The 17,921-nt window shown below is 65.6% G+C and carries 21 protein-coding genes and 1 riboswitch; of the genes, 13 read left to right on the top strand and 8 right to left on the bottom strand.

The window, feature by feature from the left end:
* Window positions 1-23 precede the first annotated feature (23 nt).
* From BUA54_RS13505 to BUA54_RS13495, 3 genes are read right to left on the bottom strand one after another with little or no spacing between them, the layout of a single operon-like run.
* On the bottom strand, window positions 24-998 hold the full coding sequence (locus BUA54_RS13505; RefSeq protein ID WP_072857780.1) for a threonine ammonia-lyase: 975 nt from the start codon (window positions 996-998) through the stop codon (window positions 24-26).
* Entirely contained in the window at window positions 995-1,810 is an 816-nt protein-coding gene (locus BUA54_RS13500) for an alpha/beta fold hydrolase (protein ID WP_072857779.1), read from the bottom strand. Before BUA54_RS13500 ends, BUA54_RS13505 begins: the two co-directional genes overlap by 4 nt.
* The gene (locus tag BUA54_RS13495) at window positions 1,810-2,487 is read right to left on the bottom strand and encodes a haloacid dehalogenase type II (RefSeq protein ID WP_072857778.1); all 678 of its coding nucleotides are present in this window, start codon (window positions 2,485-2,487) and stop codon (window positions 1,810-1,812) included. The genes BUA54_RS13500 and BUA54_RS13495 overlap by 1 nt, the downstream gene beginning before the upstream one ends.
* Window positions 2,488-2,605: 118 nt before the next feature.
* Here BUA54_RS13495 and BUA54_RS13490 point away from each other — a divergent pair, with 118 nt between their 5' ends.
* Window positions 2,606-3,040, top strand: a complete 435-nt coding sequence (locus tag BUA54_RS13490) for an FKBP-type peptidyl-prolyl cis-trans isomerase (RefSeq protein WP_072857777.1) — start codon at window positions 2,606-2,608, stop codon at window positions 3,038-3,040.
* On the opposite strand, the gene BUA54_RS13485 is transcribed toward BUA54_RS13490, so the two are convergent.
* From BUA54_RS13485 to BUA54_RS13475, 3 genes are all read right to left on the bottom strand, one after another.
* Window positions 3,037-3,450, bottom strand: coding sequence for a VOC family protein (locus BUA54_RS13485; protein ID WP_072857776.1), 414 nt, complete (start codon window positions 3,448-3,450; stop codon window positions 3,037-3,039). The two genes, BUA54_RS13490 and BUA54_RS13485, sit on opposite strands and share 4 nt — an antisense overlap.
* A 162-nt stretch (window positions 3,451-3,612) precedes the next feature.
* Window positions 3,613-4,398: an enoyl-ACP reductase FabI gene (locus BUA54_RS13480; protein WP_072857775.1), complete on the bottom strand. Its 786-nt coding sequence runs from the start codon at window positions 4,396-4,398 to the stop codon at window positions 3,613-3,615.
* 6 nt (window positions 4,399-4,404) lie between these two features.
* On the bottom strand, window positions 4,405-5,634 hold the full coding sequence (locus BUA54_RS13475) for a beta-ketoacyl synthase N-terminal-like domain-containing protein (RefSeq protein ID WP_072857774.1): 1,230 nt from the start codon (window positions 5,632-5,634) through the stop codon (window positions 4,405-4,407).
* Window positions 5,635-5,847: 213 nt separating this feature from the next.
* Between BUA54_RS13475 and BUA54_RS13470 the strand changes: the two genes are divergently transcribed.
* Complete coding sequence (locus BUA54_RS13470) at window positions 5,848-6,531, top strand: glutathione S-transferase family protein (RefSeq protein ID WP_072857773.1); 684 nt, start codon at window positions 5,848-5,850, stop codon at window positions 6,529-6,531.
* Between the two features lie 64 nt (window positions 6,532-6,595).
* Here BUA54_RS13470 and fabA read toward each other — a convergent pair whose 3' ends face one another.
* Window positions 6,596-7,105: a bifunctional 3-hydroxydecanoyl-ACP dehydratase/trans-2-decenoyl-ACP isomerase gene (gene fabA, locus BUA54_RS13465; RefSeq protein WP_072857772.1), complete on the bottom strand. Its 510-nt coding sequence runs from the start codon at window positions 7,103-7,105 to the stop codon at window positions 6,596-6,598.
* A gap of 177 nt (window positions 7,106-7,282) precedes the next feature.
* Here fabA and irr point away from each other — a divergent pair, with 177 nt between their 5' ends.
* Both irr and BUA54_RS13455 read left to right on the top strand, forming a co-directional pair.
* Window positions 7,283-7,717: a Fur family transcriptional regulator Irr gene (gene irr, locus BUA54_RS13460; RefSeq protein WP_072857771.1), complete on the top strand. Its 435-nt coding sequence runs from the start codon at window positions 7,283-7,285 to the stop codon at window positions 7,715-7,717.
* Window positions 7,718-7,824: 107 nt separating this feature from the next.
* Complete coding sequence (locus BUA54_RS13455; protein WP_072857770.1) at window positions 7,825-8,286, top strand: REP-associated tyrosine transposase; 462 nt, start codon at window positions 7,825-7,827, stop codon at window positions 8,284-8,286.
* Window positions 8,287-8,334: 48 nt separating this feature from the next.
* Here the strand turns inward: BUA54_RS13455 and BUA54_RS13450 are convergent, their stop codons facing one another.
* On the bottom strand, window positions 8,335-9,198 hold the full coding sequence (locus BUA54_RS13450; RefSeq protein WP_072857769.1) for a hypothetical protein: 864 nt from the start codon (window positions 9,196-9,198) through the stop codon (window positions 8,335-8,337).
* A gap of 119 nt (window positions 9,199-9,317) precedes the next feature.
* Here BUA54_RS13450 and miaB point away from each other — a divergent pair, with 119 nt between their 5' ends.
* The 9 genes from miaB (at window position 9,318) to metK (ending at window position 17,882) form a co-directional block, all read left to right on the top strand.
* Window positions 9,318-10,628 carry a tRNA (N6-isopentenyl adenosine(37)-C2)-methylthiotransferase MiaB gene (miaB, locus tag BUA54_RS13445; RefSeq protein WP_072857768.1) on the top strand — a complete coding sequence of 437 codons (1,311 nt, stop codon included), beginning with the start codon at window positions 9,318-9,320 and terminating at the stop codon, window positions 10,626-10,628.
* A 256-nt stretch (window positions 10,629-10,884) separates the two neighbouring features.
* On the top strand, window positions 10,885-11,385 hold the full coding sequence (locus BUA54_RS13440) for an OmpA family protein (RefSeq protein WP_072857767.1): 501 nt from the start codon (window positions 10,885-10,887) through the stop codon (window positions 11,383-11,385).
* Between the two features lie 12 nt (window positions 11,386-11,397).
* Window positions 11,398-11,724: a hypothetical protein gene (locus BUA54_RS13435; protein WP_072857766.1), complete on the top strand. Its 327-nt coding sequence runs from the start codon at window positions 11,398-11,400 to the stop codon at window positions 11,722-11,724.
* A 145-nt stretch (window positions 11,725-11,869) separates the two neighbouring features.
* Window positions 11,870-12,883 (top strand): PhoH family protein, encoded by a 1,014-nt coding sequence (locus BUA54_RS13430; RefSeq protein ID WP_072857765.1) that lies wholly within the window; start codon window positions 11,870-11,872, stop codon window positions 12,881-12,883.
* Window positions 12,880-13,686, top strand: a complete 807-nt coding sequence (locus tag BUA54_RS13425; RefSeq protein ID WP_072857764.1) for an ORF6N domain-containing protein — start codon at window positions 12,880-12,882, stop codon at window positions 13,684-13,686. Before BUA54_RS13430 ends, BUA54_RS13425 begins: the two co-directional genes overlap by 4 nt.
* A complete protein-coding gene (ybeY, locus tag BUA54_RS13420) occupies window positions 13,683-14,174 on the top strand; it encodes an rRNA maturation RNase YbeY (protein WP_072857763.1) in 492 nt (163 codons plus the stop codon). Before BUA54_RS13425 ends, ybeY begins: the two co-directional genes overlap by 4 nt.
* Window positions 14,175-14,205: 31 nt before the next feature.
* The gene (locus BUA54_RS13415) at window positions 14,206-15,099 is read left to right on the top strand and encodes a hemolysin family protein (protein ID WP_072857762.1); all 894 of its coding nucleotides are present in this window, start codon (window positions 14,206-14,208) and stop codon (window positions 15,097-15,099) included.
* Between the two features lie 12 nt (window positions 15,100-15,111).
* The gene (lnt, locus tag BUA54_RS13410) at window positions 15,112-16,611 is read left to right on the top strand and encodes an apolipoprotein N-acyltransferase (protein WP_072857761.1); all 1,500 of its coding nucleotides are present in this window, start codon (window positions 15,112-15,114) and stop codon (window positions 16,609-16,611) included.
* Between the two features lie 32 nt (window positions 16,612-16,643).
* A riboswitch (SAM-SAH riboswitch) is annotated at window positions 16,644-16,693 on the top strand.
* 7 nt (window positions 16,694-16,700) lie between these two features.
* Entirely contained in the window at window positions 16,701-17,882 is a 1,182-nt protein-coding gene (metK, locus tag BUA54_RS13405; protein ID WP_072857760.1) for a methionine adenosyltransferase, read from the top strand.
* Window positions 17,883-17,921 lie beyond the last annotated feature (39 nt).

Raw genomic sequence — 17,921 nt, 5'->3', positions numbered from 1 at the left:
CGGCCGGCCCCCCTTCTGCGGAACTAGCCCGGATACCGCCGGATCGCATCGGCGAAAAGGTCCGGGTCCACGTTGCCGCCGGTCGTGATGGCGATCACGGCGTCACCCTGCGCGGCATCGGGATGGAACAGGGCCGCGGCAAGGGCCGCGGCGCCCCCCGGCTCCACCACGATGCGCAGGCGGTGGAAGGCCAGCGCCAGGGCGCGCAGGCAGTCTTCGTCGCTGACTGCGATGCCCGGACCGCACAGCGCCTGCATGATCGGGAAGGTCAGCTCTCCCGGTTGCGGCGTCACGATGGCGTCGCAGATCGATCCTTCGGCGCGGGCGTTGCGCTGGATCGTCCCGGTGGCAAGGCTGCGGGTCGCATCGTCGAACCCCTCCGGCTCGCAGGGGCGGGCGCGCAGGCCGGGTGCCTCGGCCTGCAGGGCCAGCGCCACACCGGACGTGAGGCCGCCACCGCCGCAACAGACCAGCACGTCAGCCTGCGTAACGCCCGACTCATGCGCCTGCGCCGCGATTTCCAGCCCGCAGGTGCCTTGTCCGGCGATGACCTGCGGGTCGTCGTAGGGGCGGATCAGGGTCAGGCCGCGATCCGTTGCAAGGCGGTCGCCGATCGCCTCTCGGCTTTCGGTGGCGCGATCATAGAGCACGACCTCCGCCCCCAGCGCACGGGTGTTCGCGATCTTCACCGCCGGCGCATTCGACGGCATGATGATGACGGCGGGTGCACCGTGCATCCGCGCCGCCAGCGCCACGCCCTGCGCATGGTTGCCGGAAGAGAACGCGATGACACCGGCGTGCCGCTGCGCGTCCGTCAGGGCAGAGACTGCTGACCAGCCGCCGCGGAACTTGAAGCTGCCGGTGTGCTGCAGGCATTCGGCCTTGACCAGCACCCGACGCCCCGCGATCTCGTCGAGGAAAGGCGACGACAGCATCGGCGTCCGCCGGACGTGACCGTCGAGGCGGTCGGCAGCTGCACGGATCATGTCGATATTCATTGCATCGCCTCCAGCCAGCGCGTCAGGGCATCGGTTGCCTGTCGTTCGTCGAGGAAGGGGACGTGGCCCCGGTCCGGCACCTCGGCAAAGATGCCGTCGGGGCGGCGGCGCTGCATCTCGGCCCATGTCGCCACGGACAGCAAGTCGCTGTTCGCTCCCCGGATCGCGGCCAGCGGCAGGCCGGCGGTCGCGTCAAAGATCGGCCACAGGTCCGGCATGCCGGTCTTGCCATCGCCCAGCGTCGTCGCGAGCGCCGGATCGTAGCGGATCACGAGGCCGTCGTCGGTCTGTTCATAGTGCTGCGCGACCTCTGCCAGCCAGCGGTCCAGCGGCACGCCCTTGAAGGCAGCCCATGTGCGCGCGCGGAAGTCCGCCGCCTCGGCATGGGTCTTCTGCGGCGGGTTGTGCCCGACGTATCCGGTGATGACCTTCAGCCCCGCCGGGTCGATGACCGGGCCGATGTCGTTCAGCGCCACGCCCAGCAGCCGGTGGTGTGCCGTGGCGGCCAGCATCATCGCGATCAGACCTCCGCGGGACGTGCCGAGGACTGCGGCCTTGTCGAGCCCAAGATGATCCAGCAGGGCCAGTGCATCGGCAGCCTCGGTCGGCACGGTGTAAGTTGCGGGCGCGGCCCAGTCTGACCGACCCCGACCGCGATAGTCCAGTCGGATCAGCCGGCAGGACAGGTGCGGCGCAACATGATCGAAATCCGTTCCGTTGCGCGTCAGCCCCGCCAGCGCGAGGACCGGAAGCCCGTCGCCGGCTTCTTCGTAATAGAGGGACGTGCCGTCGGGGGCGTCGAAACGGGGCATCAGATGATCTCCGGTAGTCTGGAAAGGTCGGGCATGATGTGCTCCGGTCGGGCATAGAGCCGGTCGACCGGCGCATCGCTGCGATTCGCCCAGACCGTGTGAAAGCCGTAACCGGCGCCCCCCGCCGCGTCCCACCCGTTGGACGAGACGAACAGCACCTCGTCGCGCCGGCAACCGAACCGCTTGCCCACCATGTCGTAGACAAGCGTATGCGGCTTGAAGATGCCGACGTCCTCGACCGACAGGGCATCGTCCAGCAGGTCGGTCAGTCCGGCCAGCGTGATCGCCGCCCGCAGCATGTCGGGCGCGCCGTTCGACAGGATCGCCGTCTGCAGGCCGCGGGTCTTCAGCGTCCGCAGCATCTGCGGCACCTCCGGGTAGGCCTCAAGCTCCCAATAGAGCGCCAGAAGACGTTTGCGCAGGTCCGCATCGTCCAGCCCTGCGGCCTCCATCGCCCAATCGAGACCGTCCTGCGTCACTTGCCAGAAGTCGCAGTGCCGGTCGGCAATGGCCCGCAGCCAGCTGTATTCCAGCTGCTTTTGCCGCCAGTCGCGGGCCAGCTGCGGCCAGACGGCGGCCAGCCTGTCCTGCCCGGGTTCTTCGGCGGCGCGGCGGGCTGCGGAATTGACGTCGAACAGCGTGCCGTAGGCGTCGAAGATGCAGGTCGTGATGGTCATGAAGGCCTCTTGGTATGCGCGCCGACAGTGGCACGACGCGGCGGCGGGGGCAAAGCGGTTTGCATCCCGGCTGTTGATTCGTTACCTTCGGCGGGATTTTGAAACGAAAGGACGCAACATGACGACTGCAAAACAGGGCGACACGGTCCGCATCCACTACAAGGGCACCCTCGACGACGGGACGGTCTTCGACACATCCGAAGGGCGCGACCCCCTCGAATTCGAGGTCGGCTCCGGCACGATTATCCCCGGTCTCGACGCCGCGATCCCCGGCATGACGGTGGGTGACGCGAAAACCGTGAACGTGCCCGCCGATCAGGCCTATGGCCCGGTCAACGATCAGGCGCGTCAGGCCATCCCGCGCACCGACATTCCCGCGGACATCCCCGTCGAGGTCGGCACGCAACTGCAGATGCAGACGCCGCAGGGACAGGTCGTGCCGGTGACCGTGGCCGACGTCAGCGAGAAGGAAGTCACGCTCGATGCGAACCATCCGCTGGCAGGCAAGGACCTGACCTTCGCCATTCAGATGGTCGAGATCAAGGCAGCCTAAGCCGGCTGGCCCTCGACGGCCGCGGGGTTCATCCAGAAGGGTTCGAACACGTGGCCGTCGGGATCGCGGATCGTGCGGGCATACATGAAGCCATCGATGTCCTGCACCTTCCCGGTATCGCTGCCGCCATGGGCGACAGCCGCTGCAACCACCGCATCGACACCTGCGCGATCGTCGCAGGTCAGTGCGAACATGGCGCCGGTCGTGGCCAGCGTGTCGGCGATCGGCTGCGGTGAGAATCCGCCGAACTTTTCATGTTCGAGGATCATGACGTAGATCGCATCGGAAATGACGACGCAGGCCGAGGTTTCATCGGAAAACTGCGGGTTGATGTTGAACCCCAGGCCTTCGTACAACGCGCGGCTTCGCGCGAGGCTGGTGATCGGCAGGTTGACGAAGATCATGCGCATGGGAACCCTCCCGTGATAGCGTGACCTAGGGGTATCACGACTTTCGTCTAGTCGGAAATACCTTGGCGGAAGTCCGCGCCCTGTGCGGACGGGGGGCTTGGCCCCCGCCAAATTTTCTAGAAAATTTGGAGACTCCGATTTTTCCAGAAAAATCGGCTGGCGCTACAGATGGTCCGGCTGCGGCATACCCAGAACATGGAACCCGCCGTCGACCCGGATGATTTCGCCGTTGGTGAACCTGCCGACATCGGATGCGAGGTAGACCGCCGTGCCGCCGACCGCCTCCAGCGTCGCGTTGGATCGGGCTGGCGTATTCTGTTCTGTATGCTTGAAGGTGCGGCGCGCGCCGGCGATGGCCGACCCGGCAAGGGTCTTCATCGGGCCGGGGCTGATCGCGTTCACCCGGATGCCCTGCGGACCGAGGTCGTTGGCAAGATAGCGCACCGCCGATTCCAGCGCTGCCTTGGCGACCCCCATCACGTTGTAGAAGGGGGTGACGCGATTGCTGCCCTGATAGGTCAGCGTCAGGATCGTCCCGCCCTCCGGCATCAGCTCTGACGCGCGTTTCGCCACGTCGATCAGAGAATAGCAGGAGATCGTCATCGAATTCTTGAAATTGGCCCGCGTCGTGTTGATGAAGCGCCCCGCCAGTTCCGACTTGTCCGAATAGGCGATGGCATGGACCACGAAGTCGAGGCTGCCCCAGCGTTCCTTCAGGGTGGCGAAGGCCGCATCCATGCTGTCGTCGTCGGTCACGTCGACATCGATCATGATGTCCGACCCGACGCTTTCCGCCAATGGCGACAACCGCTTGCCGAACGCCTCGCCCTGATAGGTAAAGGCCAGTTCCGCGCCCGCCGCCGACATCGCCTTTGCGATGCCCCATGCGATGGACCGGTCGTTCGCGACGCCCATGATCAGCCCGCGTTTGCCATTCAGTTCGATCATGTCACCTTACCCCTTGAACCGCGACAGCAGCATCGACCCGTTGGTCCCGCCAAATCCGAAAGAATTCGTCATGATCGTGTCCAGATCCGCATTGTCGACGCGCACCGTCGCGATCTCCGCCGGGTCCAGCGCCTCGTCCAGAGTCTCTACGTTGATCGAGGGCGCGATGAAGTCGTCCTGCAGCATCAGCAGGCAGTAAATCGCCTCCTGCGCGCCGGTGGCGCCCTGGCTATGACCGGTCATCGACTTGGTCGAACTGATCGGCGGCGTGCTGCCCTGTCCGAACACCCGGCGTACCGCCTCAACCTCTCCGACGTCCCCGACCGGCGTGCTGGTCCCGTGGGCGTTGATGTAACTGATCTTTCGCCCGTCTGGCAGGGTGGTCAGCGCCTGTCGCATCGCCCGTTCGCCGCCTTCGCCAGAGGGTGCGACCATGTCCGCCCCGTCGGAGGTGGCGGAAAACCCGGTCACTTCCGCGTAAATCTTTGCGCCGCGGGCCAGAGCGCCTTCCAGCGACTCCAGCACGACGATCCCGCCGCCGCCTGCGATGACGAAGCCGTCGCGGCCCGCGTCGAAGGCGCGCGATGCCTTGGTCGGCGTGTCGTTGTACTTGCTGCTCATCGCGCCCATCGCGTCGAAGAGGCAGGACAGCGTCCAGTCCAACTCCTCTCCGCCGCCGGCGAACATGATGTCCTGCGTGCCAAGCGCCACCTGCTGGGCCGCCATGCCGATGCAGTGCAGCGAGGTGGAGCAGGCGGAGGTGATCGAGAAGTTCATGCCCTTGATCCGGTGCGCCGTCGCGAGGTTGGCGCTGATTGTCGAGGACATGGTCTTGGGCACCGCAAAGGGTCCGATTCGCTTCGTGGCGCCGGTGGACAGCACCGACTGATGGGCTGTGAACATGGCCGAGGTCGACGGCCCGCCAGAGCCTGCGATGACTCCGGTCATCGGGCTCACTATCTGGTCTTCGGTCAGTCCGGCATCGGCGATCGCCTGCGTCATCGCGATATGGGCATAGGCGGCCCCCGGTCCCATGAATCGCAGCGTTCGCTTGTCGACATGGTCGGACACGTCGATCTTCAGCGTGCCGGCGACGCGGCTGCGAAAGCCATGTTCCGCCATTTCGGGCGAGGCCTCGATCCCGCTGGTCCCGGCCTTCAGGGCGGCTGTGACTTCCTCGGCGTTGTTCCCGATCGGCGAGACGATGCCCAGCCCGGTGATGACGACGCGACGCATGGGCGCACTCCTTCGGTTGTTGGACCCTGTTTAGGCCAGTGGGGGGATGCGCCGCAACCATATAGGGCCGCGGCACGGAATGCAGGGCGCAGATTTTGGGGTGCACACGGCGCTTTCGCGCTAGATGAAGGGTGCGTCCACCACTGGCGAATTTCTTTGCCGGGCAGTGTCAGCGATCCTAATGTGTGGTGAACGCTTCATACGGGTCCCCTCATGGTTCTTCGCCTGCACGCCCACCCATTGTCATCTTCCTGTCATAAGGTGCTCACCGCCCTCTACGAAGCCGGTACGGAGTTCGAGCAGGTCCTCGTCGATTTCGGCAACCCGGAATCACACGCCGCTTTCGTGGCGCTTTGGCCCGTCGGCAAGATGCCGGTGCTGCACGACGTGGACCGCGACGCCACCGTGGCGGAAACATCGATCATTATCGAATACCTCGATACCCACTACCCGGGGCTGCATCCTCTGCTGCCAGCAGATCCCGATGCGCAGTTGCAGGCGCGGCTGTGGGACCGGATCTTCGACCTTTACGTGCATCACCCGATGCAGCGGCTTGTGGCGAACCACATGCGCCCCGACACCGAGAAGGATATCCGCGGTGCCGCGGAGGACGAGGCGCGGATCGGTGCGACCTACGATATGATCGAGGCGCACATGGCCGGTCGGCATTGGGCCGCGGCAGAGACTTTCTCGCTCGCCGATTGCGCCGCGGCCCCGGCGCTGTTCTACGCCGGGATCATCGTGCCTTTCGGGAACAGGCCAAATCTGACGGCATATTTCGAGCGCCTGCTGGCCCGCCCGTCCTATCGACGCGCTCTTGTCGAGGCACAGCCGTGGTATCAATATTATCCGTACCGCGACCGGATACCGGACCGGTTTCTTGCCCTGAAGCTGTAGGTCTGTCGATCAGGGACGCTTCGCGCACTGACAAGCAAGGACAGAGAGCCGCGACAGCGACCGTTCAGCTTTCGCTGAGCGCGACCTTCATGTCCTTGACCTGATAGATCACGTCACCGTCCGCCTCGACGATGCCGTCGGCCACGCCCATCGTCAGGCGACGCGTCTGGACGGCCTTCGTAAAGTCGATCTTGTAGGTCAGCAGCTTGCGATCCGGGCGGACCATGCCGGTCAGCTTCACCTCGCCGACGCCAAGCGCGTAGCCGCGCCCCTGCCAGCCGCGCCAGCCCAGGTTGAAACCCGTCAGCTGCCACAAACCGTCAAGGCCGAGGCAGCCGGGCATGATCGGGTTGCCGGGAAAGTGGCAGTCGAAGAACCACAGGTCCGGCGTGATGTCGAATTCCGCCACGACGTGCCCCTTGCCATGGGCGCCGCCATCGCCAGAGATATCGGTGATACGGTCCATCATCAGCATCGGCGGCGCGGGCAGCTGTGCGTTGCCCGGCCCGAAGAGTTCGCCGCGGGCGCAGGCCAGCAGGGCGTCTTTGTCGAAATGCGTAGGGAAATCGGCCATGGCGGTCCTTCTGATCCGGGTCCGGGGCCTTGTGGGGCCGCCGGCTTTGCTGCGCGCGACCTCTAGCACCGGCGGCTTCGTTCGTGCAAGCCTGCCGCCCCCGCCGCCGCCGCGTTGCGGGGCCCCGGCGGGGAAAAGCCATTGATCCACGGCCCGTCCATCCCATATGTATGCGACATGACCGATTTCGCCACGCTCTCATCCGACGCGACCGATCACGGCAGCCGCTGGCTGGCGGCCGCCGGTCTGCGCCCGACACGGCAGCGTCTGACTCTTGCCGCGCTACTGATCGGCGACGGCATGGATCGTCATGCGACGGCAGAGGGGCTTTTCGCCGCCGCCGCCCTGCGCGACGAACGCGTGTCGCTTGCCACTGTCTACAATACCCTGCGCGCCTTCTGCGACGCAGGGCTGCTGCGCGAGATCACGGTCGATGGCGCCAAGAGCTATTTCGACACGGACATGGGTGATCACCCCCATTTCTATTGGGAAGACACCGCCGAGCTGACGGACGCGCCGCGCGAGGCGCTTGAAATCCGGCGCCTGCCGCATGCGCCGGAGGGGGCCGAGGTGGTGGCCGTCGACGTCGTGATCCGCCTGCGCCGCGTCTGACGGGCCTCTTGAACGGCGTTATCGTGTTAATCGCGCATTAACCCTTTTGCATGCAGGGTCGTGTCATGATGCAGACATACCCTTCGCCGACACCGGCCCCTCGATCGATGTTCTTTACCGTTCGGCTTCGCGATGAAGGTGCCGATCTGCTCGTCCGGCATGTCGAGATCCTGCGCCTCGCCGTGCGGCTTTGCCAGTTCAGGTATCCGTTCGCCATCGACGACGCTGTCATCCTGCCGAACCGGTTGCACATGATCTGGTCCCTGCCGCCCGACGATCAGGACTACACGAAGCGGTGGAAGGCGATCAAGGCGACCTTTGCCCAGCATCTGCCCCCAGACGCGACGCACGGTGGACCGCAAGGCAGCATCTGGCAGCGCCGGTTCTGGGAACAGCCGATCGAGACGCGCGAGGCGTTGAAGGAATGTCGAGAGATGATCCGCATGGCGCCTGTGCAGGCCGGGCTGGTCGATGATCCTTCCGTCTGGCCCTACAGCCGCGATGCACGCCTGACGGCCCAGTTCCGCCGCCCCTCCGGTGCGCCGGTCCTTCGCCTCGTCAAGGACTGACCGGGGCAAGGCAGGGGCGGCCCTTGCAGCGCGGGGCGGGAGTCCCGATCAGAACCACTGCCCCGGCTCCATCAGCCCCAGTTCCAGCAATTGCTGGGAGTGCCAGCGGAAAGGCGCGGTATTGAGCCACCGGAAGGTTTTGATATGCGGGGCCGATCCGGCATTGCGGCGCAAGGCCTTGGCCGTCCGGAAAGAGCAGAGGCTGGCCGTCAGGCTGTTGTGCCAAGGGCAGGCAAACGTGTTGTATTCGGGGTCCGAAAAGGTGTGATCCGGCCTTAGCTGCAGGCCAGGCCGGGCACGAAAGAGGGCGACGCGGTCGATCCGGCGTCGTGGCGGCGGGACATGCTCTTCGAACCGCCAGCGCAGGCCGCCGAAGAAATCCAGCTGCCGGTCCAGCAGGGCGCCGTTCTCGTCCTTGCGGGCCAGCGCGTAATAGCCCGACTTGTCCAGATGCGCGTCCGTCAGGCTGACCGCCGTTGGATGCGCGTCCAGATCCCCGGCGTAAAGGTCCACGACGAAGGTCAGCAGGCTGTCACGCCGCTCCTCGGTGGAAAATGCCAGCATCTCGCCCACGGTTCGCGTCTCGCAGAAGGGATAGAACAAATATTCCGAGTTGTAGGCGTAATGAATCCACTGCCCCGGGGCGGCGGCGATCACGCCATTGATCACATCCTCCAGCGCGCCGGGGATCAGCATGTCGTGATGCACCCGAATGACCGGTTCTGCCAGATCGTCCGCGACCGCAATGTCCGGCGCACCGACGGCGACGACGCGGTGGAAGCCGCAGTTGATGACGTGCCGCAGGGTGCTGTCGACCTCGACCTGATCCTCGATCAGGATCAACGCGAGCGGACCCTTGGCCAGCAGGCCGCGGCCGTTGGCCAGAAAGTCGCGCAGGCTGGGAAAGGTCATGGCAGGGGCGTCCGGATCGGGTCGCGCGCACGCTCCGCGAAATTGCATCGCATTGCAAGCCCGGCCCCTGCGGGATAAGGACAGGGCCGTCCCTTTCCCGTCAGTCAGGCTGCCTTATCATGACCGCGCCCCGTAAGCTTTTCGTCAAGACCTATGGCTGCCAGATGAATGTCTACGACTCCGAACGGATGACCGAGGCACTGGGGGGCGAGGGCTACGTTGCCACGGACAAGGCCGATGACGCGGACATGATCCTGTTGAACACCTGCCACATCCGCGAAAAGGCGGCAGAGAAGGTCTATTCCGAGCTTGGGCGTCTGCGGGCTTTAAAGGACATCAATCCCGACCTGAAGATCGGTGTCGCCGGCTGCGTGGCGCAGGCCGAGGGGGAAGAGATCATGCGCCGCGCGCCGCTGGTCGATCTGGTGGTCGGACCGCAAAGCTATCACCGTCTGCCGGCGATGGACCGGGCCGTCCGGGCGGGAGAGCGCGCCCTCGACACCGATTTTCCGCTCGACGACAAGTTCGACACGCTGACCGACCGCCCCAAGGCCCGCCGCGCGCCCGCGGCCTTTCTGACGGTGCAGGAAGGCTGCGACAAGTTCTGCGCCTTCTGCGTCGTGCCCTACACCCGCGGGGCAGAGGTCAGCCGCCCCGCCGACCGCGTGCTGCGCGAGGCGCGCGATCTGGTCGAGGCGGGCGTCGTCGAGATCACGCTGCTGGGGCAGAACGTGAATGCCTATCACGGTCACGACGGCGGGCTTGCCGGTCTGATCCGCGATCTTGCGAAGATCGACGGGCTGGAGCGGATCCGCTTCACCACCAGCCATCCCAATGACATGGATGACGCGCTGATCGCCGCGCACGGTGACTGCGAAAAGCTGATGCCCTACCTGCACCTGCCGGTGCAGTCGGGGTCGGATCGGATGCTGAAGGCGATGAACCGCAAGCACACCGCCGAACAATATCTGAAGCTGGTCGAACGCATCCGTGCCGCGCGGCCGGACCTTCTGCTGTCGTCGGACTTCATCGTTGGATTCCCGGGAGAGACCGATGCCGATTTCGAGGCGACCATGGATCTGATCCGGGCTGTCGAATTCGGGCAGGCCTATTCGTTCAAATACTCCACCCGCCCCGGCACGCCCGCCGCGGAAAAGCCACAATTGCCGGAGGGGGTGATGGCAGAGCGTCTGGCCCGGTTGCAGGCTTTGCTGACGCAGCAGCAGCACGCCATTCAGGACGGCATGGTCGGCCGGACGGTCAAGGTATTGTTCGAAAAGCCGGGCCGCATCGCCGGGCAGATGATTGGCAAGTCTGACTATTTGCACGCCGTCCATGCCGTGGCCCCGGCCGCTGCGGTGGGGCAGGTCCTGCCGGTCAGAATCACCAGCGCGGGACCGAACTCGCTTGGCGGCGAGCTGATCGCCTGACGTGCACCCGTGCCGACCTGCGTTGCGGGCCGCGCGGCAATTCCTGCCAGTTACGGTGATTGTTTCCGGCCAAACTACAATATGTGGTGTTTTTTTCTTTCGGTTGTGGTGTAGCTTGCTAAGGTCCGATGTATTGAGTGTTATCGCATCGACCTCGCATCCCCGGGGTGCGCCGTTCAATCAAGAGGAATTCGCCGTGGCTACCACACCGTCCCATTTTGCAAGGACCGCATTTGCGGGCGTTCTGGCTTTGACCATGGCCGCAGGGTCCGCCGTGTCTGCCCAGCAGACCAGCCGGCCCGAGATCTACGAACCGACCATCTGGATCGATCCCGACGGCTGCGAACACTGGGCGATGGACGACGGCGCCGAAGGCTTCATGTCGCCGCACCGCCGTCGCGACGGCAGTGCCGTCTGCCACCGGTCAGAGATCTGCGGTGTCTTCCCCACCGACCAACTGTTCGCGACCGACAGGTATGCCCTCAGCGCGCAGGCCCGTGCGACACTCGCGAACTTCTTTCAGTCGGCAAATGCCTTCGGGTTCCTGATCTACGGACACACGGACAGCCGCGCCTCTGACGAGTACAACATCCGCCTGTCGAACAACCGGGCCGCCTCTGTCGCCAGCGTGGCGCAGGGCATCGGCGCGCGCGTCGTGGACATCAAGGGCTTCGGAGAGCGGATGCCCCGCGCCACGAATGACACCGCCGCCGGGATGCAGCAGAACCGCCGCGTCGAAATCTACTGCATCCGCTGAAGGGGACCTGACATGAACACGATGAAACTGCTCGGCCTTCTGGGTGCCGGTCTGGCGCTGACCGCCTGCGATCAGGCCGTCGGGCCGAACAAGGGCTATGACCGCGGCATCAACGCCCACCACTTGTCCACCATGGTCGCCGGCATCTGGGTCGATCCCGAAGGCTGCGATCACTGGATCATCGACGACGGCCTCGAAGGCTATCTGTCCGAACGTCTGACACCCGATGGCCGCCCGGTCTGTTCTGGCGTCGCGCCGCCCAACACGGTCGTGGGGCCGTTCAAGTCCGGGTCGCCGATCTACGACCCGACACGACCCGATGACTTCCCCCCCGCCTGATCCCTTTAAGAAGCCGCAGATCACCTCTGCGGCTTCTTTCTTGGGCGGGTCCCGGTCAAATGCCGCGCAATGTCACCCCGAGGGTTGTCATTGACCGCCCCGGTCGCCACTTTGGACCCAACGACGCTTCACCCCGGAGACTTGATTGCCCACAGGCGCGCTGACCCCCACCGCTGAAAATGTTTCGGAATCCGTTCTGGAATTTCCCGACAACTTCCTGCTGATCGACCTGTGCGGCCAGTACGACCGCAACCTGACCGCCATCGAAAGCGCGCTGGGTGTGCAGGTGCTGCGCCGGGGCAACCGGCTGGAAGTGATCGGCGAAGAGGTGCCGCGCAAGGATGCGCTCGATATCCTGAAGGCGCTTTATCAGCGGCTGGAGGCCGGCAAGACGCTGGAACCGGGGGATATCGACCGCGAATTGCGGATGCACCCGGACGAAAGCCTGATGACCGGCGAGCAGAAAGAACTGTTCAAGGGCGAACTGGCCAACCGGGTCGAGATCAAGACCCGCAAGAAGCTGGTGGAGCCCCGGACGGAGGCGCAGAAGGCTTATGTCCGCGCGTTGTTCGAGAACGAGCTTTGCTTCGGCATCGGGCCTGCGGGTACCGGCAAGACCTACCTTGCCGTGGCCGTGGCCGTGAACCATTTCATCAGTGGCAACGTCGACCGGATCATCCTGTCGCGCCCCGCCGTCGAGGCGGGCGAGAAGCTGGGCTACCTGCCGGGCGACATGAAGGACAAGGTCGATCCCTACATGCAGCCGCTGTACGACGCGCTGAACGACTTCTTCCCGGCCAAGCAGGTGCAGAAGCTGATTGAGGAGAAGCGGATCGAGATCGCACCGCTGGCCTTCATGCGGGGCCGCACGCTGGCCAATGCCGCCGTCGTGCTGGACGAGGCGCAGAACGCCACGACCATGCAGATGAAGATGTTCCTGACCCGCCTTGGCGAGGGGTCCCGCATGGCAATCACCGGCGACCGTACGCAGATCGACCTGCCGCGCGGCGTCAATTCCGGCCTGTGGGAGGCGGAGCGCCTTCTCAAGAACATCCCCAAGATCAGCTTCAACTACTTCACCTCCAAGGACGTCGTGCGGCACCCGCTGGTCGCCCGCATCATCGAGGCCTACGAGGCGGACGCGGAAAAGTCGGGATGACGGACGACCTTGCGGCGGGCGTGGCGCGGGCGATCTTTCGCCTGCGTGGCGTGGCCGTCATTCTTGATGCGGACGTCGCCGCGATCTTCGGGCGCACGACCTCTGCGGTGAACCAGCACCGCAGCCGCAACGCCGGGCGGTTCCTCGACGACTACGCCTTTCAGCTGACGCCAGACGAATGGGACGACTTGAAATCACAGAATGTGATTTCAAGTGCCCATGGCGGGCGGCGGGGCAGGCCATGGGCCTATTCCGAACAGGGCTTCATCATGCTGGCCACGGGTTTTCGCGGGCCCGAGGCGGACCGCATCGCGCGCACCGTGGCGGAAACCTTTGTCGCCTACCGGCGCGGAGAGTTACCGATGGAACGGGTGTTCGACAAGTCGGACAAGGGCTTGCGCAATTCCCTGCGCAGCCAGTTGTCGGACATGCTGTCCGCCATCGCATCAATGCCGATGCCCGGCGGATCAACGGTTCTGGAGGAACTCGACCAGACCACGCAGGCCGCGCTGGGCCGCGTGCGGGCGTGGATGGATCAGCCGGGCAAGCAGAACACGAAACTGGATGCGGAAATCGCAAAGCTCGCTGCCGATACGCAAAGGGCCTACGCCGAAGTGCGGCGCACGGATGCGGAAACGGCGAACCTCTGGGCGGATACGGTGCTGAAACGACTCGACGCGGTGCGGCAGTTGCGCCTGATGGTGCAGCAGATCGAACGTGACGACCTCAGCGGTCTGCTGGATGAAAGCTTCGGTCAGGCGGTTCCGCTGGCGGTGCTGCCGTTGAAGGACGATGACCGATGACCGTCGATTGCCTGATCGAGGACGACCGCTGGGACGCGCTCGACCTTGCTGCGCTGGCCGAAGCCGCGTCGGACGCGGCGCTCTCCGAGCTCGGGCTGGAACCCTCGGTCTGGGAGATCAGCCTAATGGGCTGCGACGACGCGCGCATAGCGGCGCTGAACGCGGATTTCCGCGGCAAGCCGACACCCACAAACGTGCTTTCATGGCCATCGGACGAACGCGGCGTCGCGGTGGCCGGCGAAATGCCGCTGGCACCCGATCCCGCCGACCCGGAACTCGGGGATATTGCCATCGCGTACCAGACCTGCGAAGCGGAAGCGCGCGCGGCGGACAAGCCGCTGGCGGACCATGTCACGCATCTGATCGTCCACGCGACGCTTCATCTGCTGGGCTTCGATCACGACCGCGAAGCCGATGCCACCCTGATGGAGGGGCTGGAGGCGCAGATACTTGGCAAGATGGGTCTGGATGATCCATACCGGACATGACGCCGCAAGGCACAACATAGGCAGGGAGACGATGGGCGATACCGACGACGGGTCCAGAGGGGCAGCGCAGGGCGCGCAGTCCGAAGAGGCACCAGACCAGAGCGACGAACAGAAAGGCAATTTCTTCAGCCGGCTGTTCGAAGCGTTGTCACCCAACGGTGAAGGCGACGACGACGGCAACGATAGCGCGCGACCGGCCCCGCCGACGATTCCGATGCCCGGCATGCTGAACCTGCGGCGGATGCGGGTCGAGGATGTTTCCGTTCCCAAGGCCGATATCGTGGCCGCCCCCGTCACCACCAGCAAGGACGACCTCGTGGCCACCTTTCGCGACAGCGGCCTGACGCGTCTGCCGGTCTACGACGGCACGCTGGACACGCCGATGGGCTTCGTGAACCTCAAGGATTTCGCGCTGAAGTACGGGTTCGAGGGCGACGCGATGGCCTTCGACCTGCGTGCATTGCTGCGGCCGCTGCTGTTCGTGCCGCCCTCCATGACGCTTGGCATCCTGCTGCAGAAGATGCAGGCGGACCGCACCCACATGGCGCTGGTGATCGACGAATACGGCGGCACAGACGGGCTGGTCACGATCGAGGATCTGATCGAGCAGGTCGTCGGCGCCATCGAGGACGAGCATGACGTCGACGAGGTGAAGAGCTTCTCGCTGGAAAGCCCCGGGGTCTACATCGCGCAGGCCAAGACCGCGCTGGAGGATTTCGAGGCCGAGATCGGCATGGACCTGACCCGCCACGAGGATATCGACGAGGAGGAGATCGACAGCCTCGGCGGGCTTGTGATGATGCTGTCGGGCCACGTGCCAGTCCGCGGAGAGGTGATCATCCACCCCGACGGACCGGAGTTCGAGGTGCTCGACGCCGACCCGCGCCGGATCAAGCGGCTGCGCGTGCGCCTGTCGCAGGCATGACCCGGGGCTGACATGACACCACTGACGGATCGCCTGTGGCGGCTGGGCCGCTGGCCGCGCGCCTTTGCGCTGGTGCTGCTGGGCGTCGTCGTCGCGCTGGGCATGGCGCCGCTTGACTGGTGGTGGATCGCCGTCCCGGCATGGGCCGTCGTGCTGGCAGTCCTGACGACCGAGCCCGCGCTGCGGTCCGCCCTCTGGGCGGCCTTGCTGATCGGTCTGGGCTATTTCGGCCTCACCCTGCGCTGGCTGGTCGATCCGTTCCTCGTGGATGCCGCGACATGGGGCTGGGCCGCGCCGCTGGCGGTCAGCCTGATGGCGCTGCGCGAAAGCCTGTTCTGGGTCGCCGGCACGCTGGTCGCGCGGCTGATCGCGCCGCAGCGCCTGTCGGCGCTGGTCCTGTGCCTGACATTGGCAGAGGCGCTGCGCGGCTATCTCTTTACCGGCTTTCCCTGGGCGCTGATCGGTCACGTCCTGATCCCGACGCCCTGGGCGCAACTGGCGGCCTTCGGCGGGCCGCACCTGCTGACACTGCTGGCGCTGACCGTGGCGGCGGGGCTGGTCTGGATGGCGCAACGGCGCTGGACAGGGGCCATTCCGCTGATCGTGGCAGCCGCCGCGGCCCCTCTGCTGGTGCCGGGGCCGGACCCGGTCAATCCCGACGCGCCGGTGATCCGCATCGTGCAGCCGAACGCGCCGCAGGACCAGAAATGGGACCCGACCCAGAACCTGATCTTCTTCCAGCGCATGATCGCCTATACGCAGGCCGCGCCGCGCCCCGCGCTGATCGTCTGGCCGGAAACCGCCGTGCCCGACCTGCTGGACTATGCCCAGCCGGAGCTCGAGGCGATTTCGGAGGCGGCGCAAGGCACGCCGCTGGTCACCGGCATCAACCGCAGCCAGAACGGGCTTTACTACAATTCCCTGATCCTGCTGGGCCGGATGGGGCTGGTGGAGCAGACGTACGACAAGGCGCATCTGGTGCCCTTCGGGGAATATACCCCGTTCGGTGAACTGCTGAAGCAGTTCGGCGTGCACGGCATCGCCACCTCCGAAGGCGGCGGCTTTGCCAAGGGGCCCGTGCCGCAGCCGCTGATCGATCTGCCGGGCATCGGCAAGGCCCGCGCGCTGATCTGCTACGAAGGCATCTTTGCCGAGGAGATCGCGACACCGGAACGTCCCCGCCTGTTGATGATGATCACCAACGACGCGTGGTTCGGCAAGGGGGCGGGGCCGACGCAGCACCTGTTGCAGGCTCGTCTGCGTGCGATCGAGCAGGGGTTGCCGATGGTGCGGTCGGCCAACACCGGAATCAGCGCGATGATCGACGCGCGGGGCCGGGTCAGGGCAATGATCCCGCTCGACCGGGCGGGCTATGTCGACGCCCCCCTGCCGCCGGCGCGGGCCGCAACCCTCTACGTGCGCTGGGGCGACTGGCCCGTGATGATTTTCGTTGTGCTGGGTCTGATCCTGATCGCCCTGCGCAACCGTCGGATGCGGCACGAATTGCGTTGACCCCGATGGGCGGCCTGCGTAACCAAGCCCTTGACCCGCCACAACGGCTTCCTGACGTGGCGGAGTATTTTTGACTGGAGCACATCCCCATGGCACGACAAGACTACATATTCACCTCTGAATCCGTGTCGGAGGGGCATCCTGACAAGGTCTGCGACCGCATCTCCGACAGCATCCTCGACGCCTTTCTGACCGAAGAGCCGGAGGCCCGCGTCGCCTGCGAGACCTTCGCCACCACCAACCGCGTCGTCATCGGCGGAGAGGTCGGGCTGAGCACGCTGGACAAGACGCATGCCTTCCTGACCGGTGTGCCGGACATCGCCCGCGCCGCGATCAGGGACATCGGCTACGAGCAGGACAAGTTCCACCACGCCACCTGCGAAATCACCAACCTGCTGCACGAACAGTCCGCCCACATCAAGCAGGGCGTCGATGCCGGCGACAACAAGCCGGAAGGGGCCGGCGATCAGGGCATCATGTTCGGCTTCGCCACGCGCGAGACGCCCGACCTGATGCCAGCACCCATCCAGTATGCCCACGCGATCCTGCGCCGTCTGGCAGAGGTGCGCAAATCGGGCGCCGAACCCACCCTGCGCCCCGACGCAAAAAGCCAGATCAGCCTGCGCTACGCGGGCGGCAAGCCGGTCGAGGCGACATCGATCGTCCTGTCCACCCAGCACGCGGATGAGACCCAGTCGAGCGCGGACATCCGCGCCATCGTGGAGCCCTACATCCGCGAGGTCCTGCCGGACGGCTTCATCACCGATGCGACCGAATGGTGGGTGAACCCTACGGGGACCTTCGTCATCGGCGGCCCGGACGGCGATGCCGGCCTGACCGGGCGCAAGATCATCGTGGACACCTACGGCGGCGCCGCGCCCCACGGCGGCGGCGCGTTCTCCGGCAAGGATCCGACCAAGGTCGACCGTTCCGCCGCCTATGTGGCGCGCTATCTGGCGAAGAACGTCGTAGCCTCCGGCATGGCGGACAAATGCACGCTGCAGCTGTCCTATGCCATCGGCATCGCGCAGCCGCTGTCGGTCTACGTCGATCTGCACGACACCGGCGATGTCGACCCGGCGGCGGTGGAAAAGGCGATCCGCCAGACCATCGACCTGACGCCGCAGGGCATCCGCACCCACCTTGGCCTGAACCGCCCGATCTATGCCCGCACCGCGGCCTATGGCCACTTCGGCCGGGCGCCGGAGGCCGATGGCGGCTTCAGCTGGGAGCGGACGGACCTCGTGGATGCGCTGACACGCGCTGTCTGATGCGACCCCTGCGGGGGGCGGGCGGTCTGGCCCGCCCCC

The sequence above is a fragment of the Loktanella atrilutea genome (assembly GCF_900128995.1).
GTDB lineage: Bacteria > Pseudomonadota > Alphaproteobacteria > Rhodobacterales > Rhodobacteraceae > Loktanella > Loktanella atrilutea.
The sequence above is the reverse complement of the archived record's forward strand: the minus strand, read 5'-3'. Positions and strand labels throughout refer to the sequence as shown.